This window comes from Maribacter spongiicola (assembly GCF_004364165.1).
Taxonomy (GTDB): domain Bacteria; phylum Bacteroidota; class Bacteroidia; order Flavobacteriales; family Flavobacteriaceae; genus Maribacter; species Maribacter spongiicola.
Genome location: NZ_SOAY01000011.1, coordinates 535,435 through 548,929, shown reverse-complemented (window position 1 = coordinate 548,929; position 13,495 = coordinate 535,435). Strand labels below are relative to the sequence as shown.

The 13,495-nt window shown below is 33.5% G+C and carries 10 protein-coding genes and 1 tRNA gene; 6 read left to right on the top strand and 5 right to left on the bottom strand.

Going from position 1 to position 13,495, the window contains the following annotated elements; all coding sequences use genetic code 11:
* A complete protein-coding gene (locus CLV90_RS10575; protein WP_133687452.1) occupies nucleotides 1–1,623 on the bottom strand; it encodes a PhoX family protein in 1,623 nt (540 codons plus the stop codon).
* A 189-nt stretch (nucleotides 1,624–1,812) separates the two neighbouring features.
* Nucleotides 1,813–2,949, bottom strand: coding sequence for a Gfo/Idh/MocA family protein (locus CLV90_RS10570; RefSeq protein ID WP_133687451.1), 1,137 nt, complete (start codon nucleotides 2,947–2,949; stop codon nucleotides 1,813–1,815).
* Between the two features lie 221 nt (nucleotides 2,950–3,170).
* Here CLV90_RS10570 and CLV90_RS10565 point away from each other — a divergent pair, with 221 nt between their 5' ends.
* On the top strand, nucleotides 3,171–4,655 hold the full coding sequence (locus CLV90_RS10565) for a S10 family peptidase (protein ID WP_133687450.1): 1,485 nt from the start codon (nucleotides 3,171–3,173) through the stop codon (nucleotides 4,653–4,655).
* 14 nt (nucleotides 4,656–4,669) lie between these two features.
* On the opposite strand, the gene CLV90_RS10560 is transcribed toward CLV90_RS10565, so the two are convergent.
* A complete protein-coding gene (locus CLV90_RS10560; protein ID WP_208295120.1) occupies nucleotides 4,670–5,125 on the bottom strand; it encodes a hypothetical protein in 456 nt (151 codons plus the stop codon).
* Nucleotides 5,126–5,237: 112 nt separating this feature from the next.
* Here CLV90_RS10560 and CLV90_RS10555 point away from each other — a divergent pair, with 112 nt between their 5' ends.
* The 3 genes from CLV90_RS10555 (at nucleotide 5,238) to CLV90_RS10545 (ending at nucleotide 8,039) form a co-directional block, all read left to right on the top strand.
* Nucleotides 5,238–5,696, top strand: a complete 459-nt coding sequence (locus CLV90_RS10555) for a hypothetical protein (protein WP_166638567.1) — start codon at nucleotides 5,238–5,240, stop codon at nucleotides 5,694–5,696.
* A gap of 12 nt (nucleotides 5,697–5,708) precedes the next feature.
* The gene (locus CLV90_RS10550; RefSeq protein ID WP_133687448.1) at nucleotides 5,709–6,398 is read left to right on the top strand and encodes an SGNH/GDSL hydrolase family protein; all 690 of its coding nucleotides are present in this window, start codon (nucleotides 5,709–5,711) and stop codon (nucleotides 6,396–6,398) included.
* Between the two features lie 87 nt (nucleotides 6,399–6,485).
* Nucleotides 6,486–8,039 (top strand): M28 family peptidase, encoded by a 1,554-nt coding sequence (locus CLV90_RS10545; RefSeq protein ID WP_133687447.1) that lies wholly within the window; start codon nucleotides 6,486–6,488, stop codon nucleotides 8,037–8,039.
* A 137-nt stretch (nucleotides 8,040–8,176) separates the two neighbouring features.
* On the opposite strand, the gene CLV90_RS10540 is transcribed toward CLV90_RS10545, so the two are convergent.
* Nucleotides 8,177–8,252 (bottom strand) — tRNA-His (locus tag CLV90_RS10540).
* 156 nt (nucleotides 8,253–8,408) lie between these two features.
* On the opposite strand from CLV90_RS10540, the gene CLV90_RS10535 reads away from it, so the two are divergent.
* Both CLV90_RS10535 and CLV90_RS10530 read left to right on the top strand, forming a co-directional pair.
* The gene (locus CLV90_RS10535) at nucleotides 8,409–10,457 is read left to right on the top strand and encodes an ATP-binding protein (RefSeq protein ID WP_133687446.1); all 2,049 of its coding nucleotides are present in this window, start codon (nucleotides 8,409–8,411) and stop codon (nucleotides 10,455–10,457) included.
* Nucleotides 10,458–10,685: 228 nt separating this feature from the next.
* Nucleotides 10,686–12,776 carry an ATP-binding protein gene (locus CLV90_RS10530; RefSeq protein WP_133687445.1) on the top strand — a complete coding sequence of 697 codons (2,091 nt, stop codon included), beginning with the start codon at nucleotides 10,686–10,688 and terminating at the stop codon, nucleotides 12,774–12,776.
* Here the strand turns inward: CLV90_RS10530 and bshB1 are convergent.
* Nucleotides 12,773–13,489, bottom strand: coding sequence for a bacillithiol biosynthesis deacetylase BshB1 (gene bshB1, locus CLV90_RS10525; protein WP_133687444.1), 717 nt, complete (start codon nucleotides 13,487–13,489; stop codon nucleotides 12,773–12,775). The two genes, CLV90_RS10530 and bshB1, sit on opposite strands and share 4 nt — an antisense overlap.
* Nucleotides 13,490–13,495 lie beyond the last annotated feature (6 nt).

Here is a 13,495-nt window from a genome sequence, read left to right as displayed (position 1 = left end):
TTATCTAGGTAAGCCTGTCAATTTGAACAAAACAGAACCCTCTAAACTAGCACTACCTTCACTAATTGCAGTTGGATCAACAAACTTAAGTCCGTCAGCTCTTACTGCAGTATCAGGAGTTGTACTGAAATTCCATCCATGCACCTGAGCACCTCCGATAAATGTTGGCTCAGAAGCACCGATAATATCGGTAACATCTATTAAACCTGTAATTTCCCACATACTATCAGTATTACCAATACCAACACTAGATGCATAAGTTTGGTTACATTCCATCACCTCTACAAAATCACCAGTATTTAAGTCTAATTGCCATAGTTTAGCAAAACCTGTAATATCCGCATTCAAATCAGCATAACCATTAGGGTCTTCTTGAACGTAAGCATAGTTCTCAGTCACTAAAATATTATCAGGAGAATGCATTCCGTCACCTTTACCACCTTCTAAATCACCGTCTACAACAACAGTTAATTTAGCAGGAGCCGTTGGATCATCAGCATCAAGAACAAGCTTGTAAACACGTCCAAAACCTGTACCTCTTAAGTTAAGATCTGGATTATCTCCACGAATTCTACCTGTTGCATTAAAATAAACTTCTCTTTGAGCTTCGGCAGTACCTCTTCTCCAATCGATATCTTCAATTCTCTGAAAACCAATAGCATTTAAATCAATTGCTTCCTGGTTTAACTCATCTATTGTTCTTTCGGTAACTTCTACCCATTCAACATCATACTCAATATCTTGAGCCATTCCCATTTCAAATAACTGACCACCTTCACCAGGAGCAGATTCTACAGGATTAGTACCTCTTAAAACATATAGTTTACCACCGTAAAGATCACCTCTTTGACCTACATACATACCAAAGTGTGCTTGAGGATAAGTGTTATTGCTGTCATCATCACCCATAAAAATAACCGTTTGCGAAGCATATGCATCTTTGCCTATAGCAACTGCATTTTCAGTTGACCACTCACCCAATGCAGGTAGTCTTTCAGCTTCTACCCTATCTTCTTTAGCTCTAAAAGGATTAACTTTGTAAACACCTTTAGCATTACCGCCCCATTCTCCACCAGAAAGATAAAGAGGACCAAAACCGTGCTCTTCAACTGTTATAGAAGAACCAGAACACATAGCTGTAAATGCTGTAGCAGTAGAGTTTACTATATAATCACCTTGTAAAGGTTGTAATTCAGAGTTCAACATTATTCTTGCAATAGAATAATCTGCTTCTAAGTTGTTGATCAATGCGTAATTACCATCTTCAGCAGGGTAAAGTGCAGCACCATCCATATAAGACCCATACACAAAAGTAGAATCGGACTCTAATATATCTGCTGATGACATAATCATGTTCAATTCAGCAGAACCGCTAAACGCACCTTTTAATTCAAATAGCTCATTAGGAGTTACAGAGCTTGTTAACGGAATTGATTCCGCCAAAGTTAAATCTTGACCGTCAGCACCATCGGCTCCGTCAGCGCCATCGACACCATCAGCACCATCAACACCGTCTATACCATTGGTACCATCTACCCCATCTTCTCCGTCACAGCTCATTACAGCTAATCCTAAACAAGAAAGGAAAAGGGCTTTAATTAGTAAATTTTTCGATTTTTTCATTATCAATATAGTTTTTAGGTTACAAGGGCAAAACTATAGAGACAACTTTTTAGAAAGGTTCACTGAAAATTAGCAATTGATGAAGAGAAGTTTATGTTTATGTTAACATGTAAAATTAACTTGAATTTGAAGTGATCTAAACTTGAAATTCAAGTTAATTTAAATATAAAATCTATGATTTACAATATGTTACGATACTATACCTAAATCACCTAAAGATAGCGTTTGTTCTTTACCGCCCTCTGCTATTGATTTATAAATAGCTTCAACGATTATCATATCTCTTTTTCCCATTTCACCAGGCGCGATGTTTTTAGAACCTAATAACACATGCTTAGCAAAATCGTCCATTTGTAAAGCTTGTTGTTTTTTAAATGGAAATTCTATAGTATTTCCGTTTGATGTTCGCCCACTTATTGGTCCGTAGCTATGAGCAGGGTCCAACTCAAACCAACCCTTACTACAATGACATTTTAAACGATTACCATTTGCATTGTGCGAAGTCATCATATGTGCAACGGCACCATTGGCAAACTTAAATTGTGCGGTAATAGTTTCATCGGTATCTTTAAAATAATCTGGTCGTGTACTAAACTCTTGTGCAGAAACGGAAATAGGATTCTGCCCCGTACCATAAATACTGGTTTGTATCGCATATACGCCCATATTCATTAAAGCACCACCACCTGACAATGCCTTATTTAATCGCCATTGATCAGGGTTGCCATTAGAAATATATCCGGCATCCGAAGAAACAAAAAGCACATCTCCAAAAGTTTTCTCTTTCACGTATTTCTTTACCTCATTGGTATAAGGGTCGCTCTGCATTCTATAACCAACACCTAATTTTACATTATTCTCTTTACAAGCATTTATAATAGCATCACATTCTTTAACACTTACAGCCATTGGCTTTTCGCAAATAACATGCTTGCCTGCCTTAGCTGCTCGAATACAAAATTCGGCATGCATACTATTAGGTAAAACAACATATACCACATCAATAGCATCATTTTTTGCTATAGTATCAAAATTGTCGTAATTATAAATATTCTTTTTAGACAGGTTGTATTTCTCTTTCCAAATGCCTTCTTTCTCTTTAGTTCCCGTCACAATACCAGCTAAATAACAGTGTTCTGTTTCTAATAACGATGGTGCAAGTTGATGTTCGCTATAACTTCCTAAACCGACTAAAGCAATACCTAACTTTTTATTTATAGGTTTTGCAGTAAATGCTTTTGCAAGTGGCATGTTAGTTAACAATGTTGTTCCTAATATTCCTTTGGCAGCTATACCGCTAAATGAGCGTCTTGATAATTTCTTCATGTGTCTATTTTAATGCTTTAGAAAATTAAATAAAATTCATTGAAAATCATCAAACCTTTAATGAATTTTATATTTAGAATATACAGTACTATTAAGTGCCGTATTATGTATAATAATCTTCAATAATGAAGAATTGACATTAACAGTTCAATCAATTATTGTTTAAGTAATTATTGAGCTTTTATGTTTATTTTCGTTCAACAACAGAACCTTATCAAACCATGAAAAAACTTCTACAACTATCAATTTGTTTGGCAGCCACCTTTAGCGTTGCCCAGTCTAGAGAATTACCCATAGACACCGTAATTACCACACAACATACTGCTACCATAAATGGAGCAACTTTTTCGTACACTGCGCAAACAGGTACACAACCGGTATGGGATGAAAACGCGAAACCTATTGCCTCTTTACATTACACCTATTACACTAGAAATAATATTAAAGATCGCGCAGCTAGACCATTATTAATATCGTTTAATGGCGGACCAGGTTCTGGATCTGTTTGGATGCATTTGGCGTATACAGGACCAAAAGTATTAAAGATCGATGATGAAGGTTACCCAGTACAACCATATGGTGTAAGTGCAAATCCGTATTCGGTTTTAGACATAGCCGATATTGTATATGTCAACCCTGTTAATACAGGATACAGCAGAACCATACCTGCAAGCGGAAAAGAAGTTGATAGGGATAAGTTCTTCGGAATTAACGCCGATATCAAGTATTTAGCAGAATGGTTGAACACCTTTGTTACTAGGAACAATAAATGGCGTTCACCAAAATATATCATTGGTGAAAGTTATGGAGGAACCCGTGTGATGGGACTTTCATTAGCATTACAAGAACAACAATGGATGTACCTAAATGGTGTAATAATGGTTTCGCCGGCCGATTATAAAGTAATCCGTAATTCCGGACCAGTAGCAGATGCAATAAACCTACCCTATTTTACAGCCGCTGCATGGCATCATAAAATGTTACCACCAGCATTGCAAAGTAAAGATTTACTAGAAATTTTACCAGAATCGGAAGCGTACACGATAGATAAATTAATGCCAGCATTGGCAAAAGGCGGATTCCTAGAAACTACCGAAAAAGAAGCTATTGCAGATAAAATGGCCTATTATTCAGGATTAAATAAAAAAGATATTCTTGATCAAAACTTGGTAGTACCTACCTCTTTCTTTTGGAAAAATCTTTTAAAAGATAAAAGTGGTTATACCGTAGGTCGCCTAGACTCAAGATACTTAGGTATTGATAAACAATTGGCAGGCATGAAGCCAGATTACAATTCTGAATTAACATCATGGCTACATAGTTTTACACCGGCAATTAATTACTACTTACAAGAAGAATTGAATTTTAAGACCGATGTAAAATATAACCTATTCGGCCCTGTACACCCTTGGAATAATGAAAACGATAATACAAGAGATAACTTAAGACTGGCAATGGCACAGAACCCATATTTAAATGTTTTGATACAATCTGGATACTACGATGGTGCTACTACCTATTTTAATGCGAAATATACCATGTGGCAAGTAGATCCAAGCGGGCGTATGAAAGATAGATTCAGCTTTAAGGGCTATCGATCAGGGCACATGATGTATTTAAGAAGAGAAGATCTGAAAACCGCAAATGATGATATTCGCGATTTTATTAAACGTACCGTCGCAACCGATAGAAGTGCGAAATATTAAAAATCGCCAGAAATTTATTTTTCTAAAACAGTACTAGACATTCCCAATACAAGCAATGAATTTATTTCTGTTGTTTCTATTGGGAATTTCTTTTGAAATCTGACATCGGCAGATTTAATAGCATCTCTATAAAGTTGTTCTCTTTTACGTTGTTTTTTCTTTTTAAAAATATCGATTGTAATTCCCACCGTAGCACCACCCAACACAGTAGCCAATAAATCTTCATTGCTCCAACCTCCATATTGCTTTTGGTCAATACTTTCTTTTGCCAAACCAATTAACAAGCTACCACCTACAGCACCAATAAACGTCCAGGGTCTATCACCATCAGAAATTTCATTAGCTACTCCGGCTCCAACCAATCCATAAAGATTTCCTCCTAAAAAATGAAGCACTTTATCTTGTTCTATTTGACCGTATGCACTTTGTAGTGTTAAAGTAGCAACAATCATTATGAGTATATTTTTCATACCGTGCAAAGATAAAATTCTATATCATGCATATGGTATAAAAATCGTTACTATTAGTAGGTTAAATTCTCTGTAGCTGTATTTTATATTATCTTACAATTTTAAAAATTATATGGAACTAAAAAATTTTATCAAGAGCCTTTCTATCATGCATTTATTCTTACTTATTGGCTTAAGTATTTTTACCATTTGGGTGATTTTTCAAATCAACACCTTCAATACAGACAGTAATGCTGGGAGTGTATTTTTATATGCCGTACCCATATTTGCTATGTTAGGTTATTTTGGTAGTCAATGGATATTTAAAAAAAGGACTTCTAAAATTCAGTTAAACACACGACTAGAAGACAAATTAAAAAAATATCAATCTGCCTTACATATAAAATATGCACTTATTGAAATGCCTGCCTTTATTGGTCTCTTCGCCTATTATAATACAGGTAACGCATTACCACTGGTAATCTCGATTTGTTTGTTAGCCTATTTAGCGGTGCAAAGACCAAATAAAGATCACATCATTAAAAATGTACCATTGACTGGAGAAGAACAAAGTCAAATTCAACAAGCGTAAACAACCAACAACATGAAAAGAGCAAACAACTTAATTTTAACCTGTATGTTATCATTCTTAGGTTTAACAACAATTAATGCACAAGACTGGGCAGATTTAAAGCGTTTCGAAGAAGCTAATGCCGAAGTACAAGCAGTATCAAATAATGAAGATCGAGTTGTATTTATGGGCAACTCCATTACTATAGGTTGGTTAAATAAGCGACCAGAATTTTTTGAGGGCAAACCATACATAAATCGTGGTATTAGTGGACAAACGACACCACAGATGCTTATTCGTTTTAGACAAGATGTAATTAATCTGAATCCGAAAGTAGTAACAATACTAGCTGGCACTAATGATATTGCAGGCAATACAGGTCCGTCAACCTTAGAAATGATCATGGATAATATAAAAGGTATGGCAGAACTTGCTCATGCAAATGGTATCAAAGTAATTTTATCTTCTACCCTACCCGCTTACGATTACCCATGGAAACCAGGTTTAGAACCATCAGGTAAAATAATTGAACTGAACAAAATGATCAAAGAGTATGCTGATGCTAATGGACATATTTATTTAGATTATTTCTCTGCCATGGTCGATGAACGAAATGGCTTACCAAAAATATACGCCGAAGATGAAGTACACCCTACAGTTGAAGGCTATAAGGTAATGGAGCCATTGGTTGAATCTGCTATTAAAGCAGCATTAAATAAATAAAAATTATCCAAAATATTGATTCTAAAATCTACCTTTTAAAACTAGATAAGATTTGATTATTTTTGGAGAAATTTGATTACTATAAAAATGAAAAAAACACTATTTCTATTGGTCGCTACGGCCATGTCATGTAATTCTTCTCAAAAAACAGTTACCGATGCCGCAACAGAAGAAGCATCATCAGTCGCATCTGAAATTTCATTTGCAGAAACAATTACTGAAGCAGAATTAAAAGAGCACCTATACATTTATGCTTCAGATGAATTCGAAGGCAGAGAAACCGGTCAACCGGGCCAGAAAAAGGCAATAGCATATTTAAAAGCAGCATATGAAAAATTAGGTATACCTGCAGCTAAAAAAGATGGTAATTATTTTCAAGAAGTACCATTAGAAATTAGCAAACTACCCATTGGTAAATTAACTGTTGACGGTACGGATTTCGCTGTTGGCGAGCATGTATTAACTTTTTCTGCAGCCAACACATCAACCGATAATATTGTTTATGCAGCTTATGGAATAGAAGATGATTCCTATTCTAATTACAATGACCTTAATGTAGAAGGTAAGATTGTTTTAATGAAGTCTGGTGAGCCAAAAAATGCTGATGGCACATTTGTGATTTCTGGTACTACCGAAACATCTAACTGGAGCAATATGTCTGAATCTTTGACTAAAAGGGTTCAAATTGCTATGGATAAAGGTGCTATTGGTGTGCTATATTATGATGCTGGTAATTTCAGTCGATTTAAGCGCAGGTTCGAATCAATGAAAACCAATAATAGTGGCAGAATGGAAGTAGTAGATAATAGCGCTCCTGAATTCTACAACTTATTCATTGACCAAACTCTTGCAAAAAATATTTTAGCTACTATTGACACAGATGATAAGCCACAAATTTTAAGTAAAAAAGTACAATTGGATTTTGAGAGTTCTAATGATAAAATTTCATCGGAAAACGTTGTAGCTATATTAAAAGGTTCTGAGAAGCCGAATGAATATTTAGTTATTTCTTCGCATTTAGATCATATAGGTATCACTGGTGATGGTGATATTAACAACGGTGCAGATGATGATGGTTCTGGTACTGTTGCGCTTTTAGAAATTGCCGAAGCTTTTAAGAAAGCTGCAGATGCAGGGAATGGACCTAAAAGATCTATTGTTTTCTTGCACGTTACTGGTGAAGAAAAAGGATTGTTAGGTTCTCAATATTACACCGATGTAGACCCAATTGTTCCGCTAGCGAATACTGTTGCCAATTTAAATATTGATATGATTGGTAGAATAGACCCAGAACGTGAAGGAGACCGCAACTATATCTATTTAATAGGTTCAGATAAATTAAGTTTAGAACTTCATAATCTTTCTGAAGAGGTAAATAAAAAATTTATGAATATTGAATTGGATTATACGTATAATGATGAGAACGATCCAAATCGCTTCTATTACAGAAGTGACCATTATAATTTTGCGAAAAACAATATTCCTATCATATTTTACTTTAACGGTACTCACGCTGATTACCATAAACCAAGTGATACGCCAGATAAAATAAACTACGACCTTTTAGAAAACAGATCTAGATTAATTTTTTATACGGCATGGGAAATTGCTAACAGAGAAAATAAGTTGAAAGTCGATTAAAAATCAGCCACTTAACAATAAAAAAGCCTTGTAAATCATAAAGATTTCGAGGTTTTTTTATGCTTTTTCTTAGATAAGCAAATGGTATAAAACAAAAAAGTCTTAGAAATGAATCTAAGACTTTTTATCTGCTTTTAGGGTGGAAGACCGGGTTCGAACCGGCGACCCTCGGTACCACAAACCGATGCTCTAACCAGCTGAGCTACAACCACCATTTGTAAGCGAGTGCAAAGATAATTTTTTTAAACAGTTCTAACAAATAATAATTTGAAAATTCAATAAATAATTAATTTTAAGAATCATTTATAATAATTTTTCTAACTTGAAGTTTTATTTAACACAACCTATTAAGATCATATCATATTCCTAATGCATTCTATATCAAATTATAAGCATAATTTTTTACTATTTGCATTTATATGTACCAGCTTTTTTACTGCTCTAGCCCAAAAAGACAGTATTAATTATTATCATGAAAAAATATCAGAATTAGTTAATTCACCTAATTTTTCAGAGAACTCACCTATTTATATTGACAATTTAAACCAGCTCTCTTATTACCAAAGACTTATAGAACAAGACTCGTCGCTAATAAATGCAGAACGATCACTTGCACTGAGTAAGAAAAATAAATATATTCAAGGTGAGCTTGAAGCCTTGGCAAATCTTGCAACTATATACTTATACACAGCTCAAACAGATAAGTCAATTGATTTCAGTTTAGAGACCATAAAAAATCCTGATTTAAAGAATTATCCAAAAACAGAAATGAAAATTTATAATATTCTTGGACAAGGATATTATTTCAAAAATGACTATCCTTCTACTTACACTCAATTCTTACATGTGCTAGCTATAGCAAAAAAGAATAGTGATCAATTTTACTTGTTTCGAATGAATATGAATTTGGGCACTATTTTTAATCGCCTAGATAATCCTGAGGAGGCTTTAAAATATTACGCTGTAGCCTTTAAACTCGTTAAAAAATTAAAAGACCCAACTAAAGAAGCTATGCTGCTAAGTAATATGGCATTCTTAAATATAGAGTTAGGCAATTTAGAACAAGCAAAGATAGAATTAGACGAAACATTCTTGCTGTTAGAAAAAAATAAGCAGCTAACATGGTTGGCATGGACCTACTCTACATTAGGTTTATATTATTTAGAATTAAATGATTTTGAAAATGCTTTAGTGAATTATCAGATAGCTTTAAATATGCATGATGGGTTCAATGATGTCAAAGCAAAGGCTGAAGTAAAATATGGTCTCGGAAAATCATATTTAGGACTAAATAATTTAGTAAAAGCTAAGGCGAGTATAAATGAAAGTGTACCGCTTTTTGTTTCTTCTGATTATGAAAAAGGTCTAGAAAAAGCATATAGAACATTATATGAAATTAACAAAAGTCAAGATAACCTAGCCGAATCTTTAAAATATCTTGAATTAACCGAAAAACTTTCTAACGACAATTTCAAGAAAAAAAACAGACATGATTTAACGATGCTTAATGCTAAATTAAATTTAGAGAAAGAAACCGAAAATTTAAAAGCTCAGAGCGCATTAGCTTTGAATCAGCAACGTAAATACGTAAAATGGTCACTTATAGGACTATTTGCTTTAATGATCATTGTATTCATAATCTTAAAAGTCAATAAGCGAGAAAAAGTTCTAAATAAAAAATTAGCTAGCCAAGCAGAAATTTTAAACAAAAATCAAGAGAGTCTTACTCAAATTAACGCTAATCAAGATCATCTGTTTTCAATTGTCGGTCATGACTTAAGAGGACCCATTAATTCATTAAATGAGATTCTTACGCTTTATTTAGAAGACTCTGAAGGTAAAGTTTATTTCGAAAAATTTGCTCCACAACTTAAGGAAGACCTAGAACAAGTCCAATTTACCATGGACAACTTATTGCATTGGGGAAAAACACAAATGCAAGGTAGTACTATTAATGTAAGAAGCATTTCTGTGAAGTATGAACTAGATATCATATTACAATTGTACAGAAATGAGATAAACAAAAAGTCTATCATAATCAATAACCAGGTTGCTGCAAAACATAAAGTGTTTGCCGATCAACAACAATTCAATATTATTTTTAGAAACCTAATCAATAATGCCATTAAATTCACTCCGAATCAAGGTATGATTACTATTACAACAGAAATAAAAAATAAAAATTTAGTAATACAAGTTTCTGATACTGGTGTTGGAATGACTGAAACCGATGTTCAAAAGCTTTTTAGCAATACCGAAAACTTCTCTAAATATGGTACAAATTTTGAAAAAGGAACTGGTTTGGGACTGCGCTTGGTAAAAGCAATGGTTATTAAAAACAATGGAGAAATAATAGTAAAAAGTCAACCGAACAAGGGTAGTCAATTTATAGTCGAATTACCTGTAGATATGCTTTAAATTTTTTCTGAATTTGCTCCTCCTATTCATCCTGCCACTCTTAAATAGGCGGATTACGTTTAGAAATTAGTATAAAATTAGATTAATATTCCCCTCCTCAAAGTTCAATTCATCGACCAACTACATCTTTAAAACGATAAAACACACAATAAATCGCGTTTCACAACATTTATTGCTTTTCCCTAAAGTTCTAAGCTAATTTTAGAATCGCATTACTGAGCGAGCTTTATGAATCTTAGAATACTAAAACCATTTTTGCAAGATAGCCTTCTAAAAGGCTGCATCGTGGTATTCTTTTTATTAAGCTTGTCTACAAACAGTATTTCTGCACAAAGTTCTAAAAGAGATACATTGATAAAAGAACTAGAAGATCTAAAAAACTCTACTTCTTTCAGCCCCAAGGATACGCTTTATATTAAAAATATAATTGATCTTGCTGCAGAATATCGCTATCATAATTTAGATACATTACTAACACTTAGCAAAAAAAGTTTAGACCTAAGTAAGAAGGCAAATTTTATAAATGGAGAGATAAGTTCTTACCATTCTTTAGGAGGGTATTATTCTGACAAAGGAAAAATAGACCAGGCTATTTCAAACTTTACAAAGGCATATAATCTCGCTAATCAACATAATAATAATTTACTAAAAGCTAGCATCTTAAATGACTTAGCAAAAGAATATGGTTATAAGGGTGAATATTCAAAAGCTTTAAAATGGTATTTGGCTACCATTGAAATTGCAGAAAAAAATGATTATAAAAATATTATTTCTATTGTAAACGACAATATTGCCCATTTGTATCTAGAACAAAAAGATTATGAACAAGCCATGGTGTTTTTACAAAGATCTAAAGACATTCATCAAGATATAGGCAATCCTATATTTCTAGCTGAAACATTAAGTAATATCGCGTCTACTTATGCAGAAATGAACGAGTTAGATTATGCCATGTATAATGTTAATGTTAGTATAGCCACTTTTGAAAAAGAACGAATTTTAGAATGGCTAGCATACTGTTATGAAATTAAAGGGAAAATATATTTAAAAAAGAATAAAAACACTTGGGCTCTTTACTGGTATAAACAAAGTGAACTTTTACATAAAGAAATAGAAGATGATCGCGGAAAAATAGATTTGCTAAATGGTATGACTGAGGCATATTTAAATCTTGAGAAAGATAGTATAGCTGAAGTATATGCATTAAACGCATTTGACCTTTCTAAAAAAATCGGACTAAGAAGCGGAATCAAAAATAGCACGCACAAATTAGCTAAAATATTCAAGAACAAAAAAGACTTCGAGAAATCGCTTTGGTATCATGAAATTTATCAAGCTACTTATGAGTCTTTATCAGCAACCAATAATGAAAAAGCATTGAATATGCTTAAAACCAGAGTCGAATATGACCAACAAAGGCAGCAATTAATTATTGAAAATGAAAAAGCTTTAGCAAAAAGAAATATATACATTTACGTTTTTATTGTAATACTTATAATCTTCGCTATTATTACCTTTCTTATCCATAGAAATGAAAAAGAACAGAAAAAATTAAACTTAGAGCTTAGAAACAAAAAAGCAGATTTAGAAGAAAAGCAAGCTTATCTAAACGAACTTAATCAAACAAAAAACAAATTATTCTCTATCATCGGGCATGATTTAAGAGGACCAATAGGTGCATTTCAAGGGCTCTTAAAATTATTTAAAGAAGGAGAAATGAGTAAGGAAGAATTCTTGAATTTTGTACCGAAACTAAAAGTAGATATCGACACTATATCATTCACCCTTAACAACTTACTGTCCTGGGGTCAAACACAAATGAATGGATCAATTACAAGACATTCTGTAACTAACTTAGATTGTATAGTAGAAGAGAATATTGCATTATTATCTGAGATTGCTGAAGCTAAGTCTATTACGTTAGTAAATAGAATTGAACCTAATTGTCAAATTTGGTCAGACCCTAATCAAATAGACATTATCATTAGAAATCTTTTAAGCAATGCTTTAAAATTTACTCCTAATAACGGAGAGATTATTATAGGTGCCATACAAAAAATTAAAACTTGCGAGATATACGTGAAGGATAATGGAATGGGTATGAGCGAAGATATTATAGATAAATTATTTGAAAAAGACTCTAACCACACTACCTACGGTACCAATGATGAAAAAGGTACCGGTCTAGGATTATCTTTATGTAAAGAAATGGTCGAAAAAAACAATGGTAAAATTTGGGTACATAGTGCCTTAGGAAAAGGCTCTAGTTTTTACTTTACAATACCAAGAATACAGAAACAATATAAAGAATCTGCTTAAATTAAATGGTCTAGCGAATCTACCGCTACCATTCTTTCGACCGTAAAACCTTCGGCATAATCAACACCCACTAATCTACCTAAATCTTTAGCTCTATAATGTATACTTTCGATAAAGGTTTTGCTGCTTATAGGTGTTTCCGGCTCGTTGCTTTTTGGATCATGAAACTGAGATTTATATGCTAAAATCGCATCGGTCTTAGCTTCAATATAATTACTGATATCTACTACAAAATCGGGAGTAATATTCTTCCACTGTATGAAGTGATACACCAATTTAGGGCGCCATTCTTGTTGGCTTTCCTCCCCTATTTTTGTTTCTATACGTCTTAAACCACTTAAAAAACAAGCGTCACTAACAAGCTTACTGCCCTTGCCATGATCAATATGTCGATCATCAATGGCATTGCACAAAACAATTTGCGGCCTGTATTTACGAATCATTTTTATAATCTCGAGTTGGTGGGTTTCATCGTTTACGAAAAAACCATCTCTGAATCTTAAATTTTCACGAACTGCTACGCCTAAAATTTTTCCTGCATTCGCTGATTCTTGATCACGAATTTCAGCAGAACCTCTTGTACCCAATTCACCACGGGTTAAATCTATAATGCCTACTTTTTTACCTAATGCAATTTCTTTGGCAATGGTACCACCTGCCCCTAATTCTGCATCATCAGGATGCGCCCCAAATACTAAAATATCCAACTTCATGATATG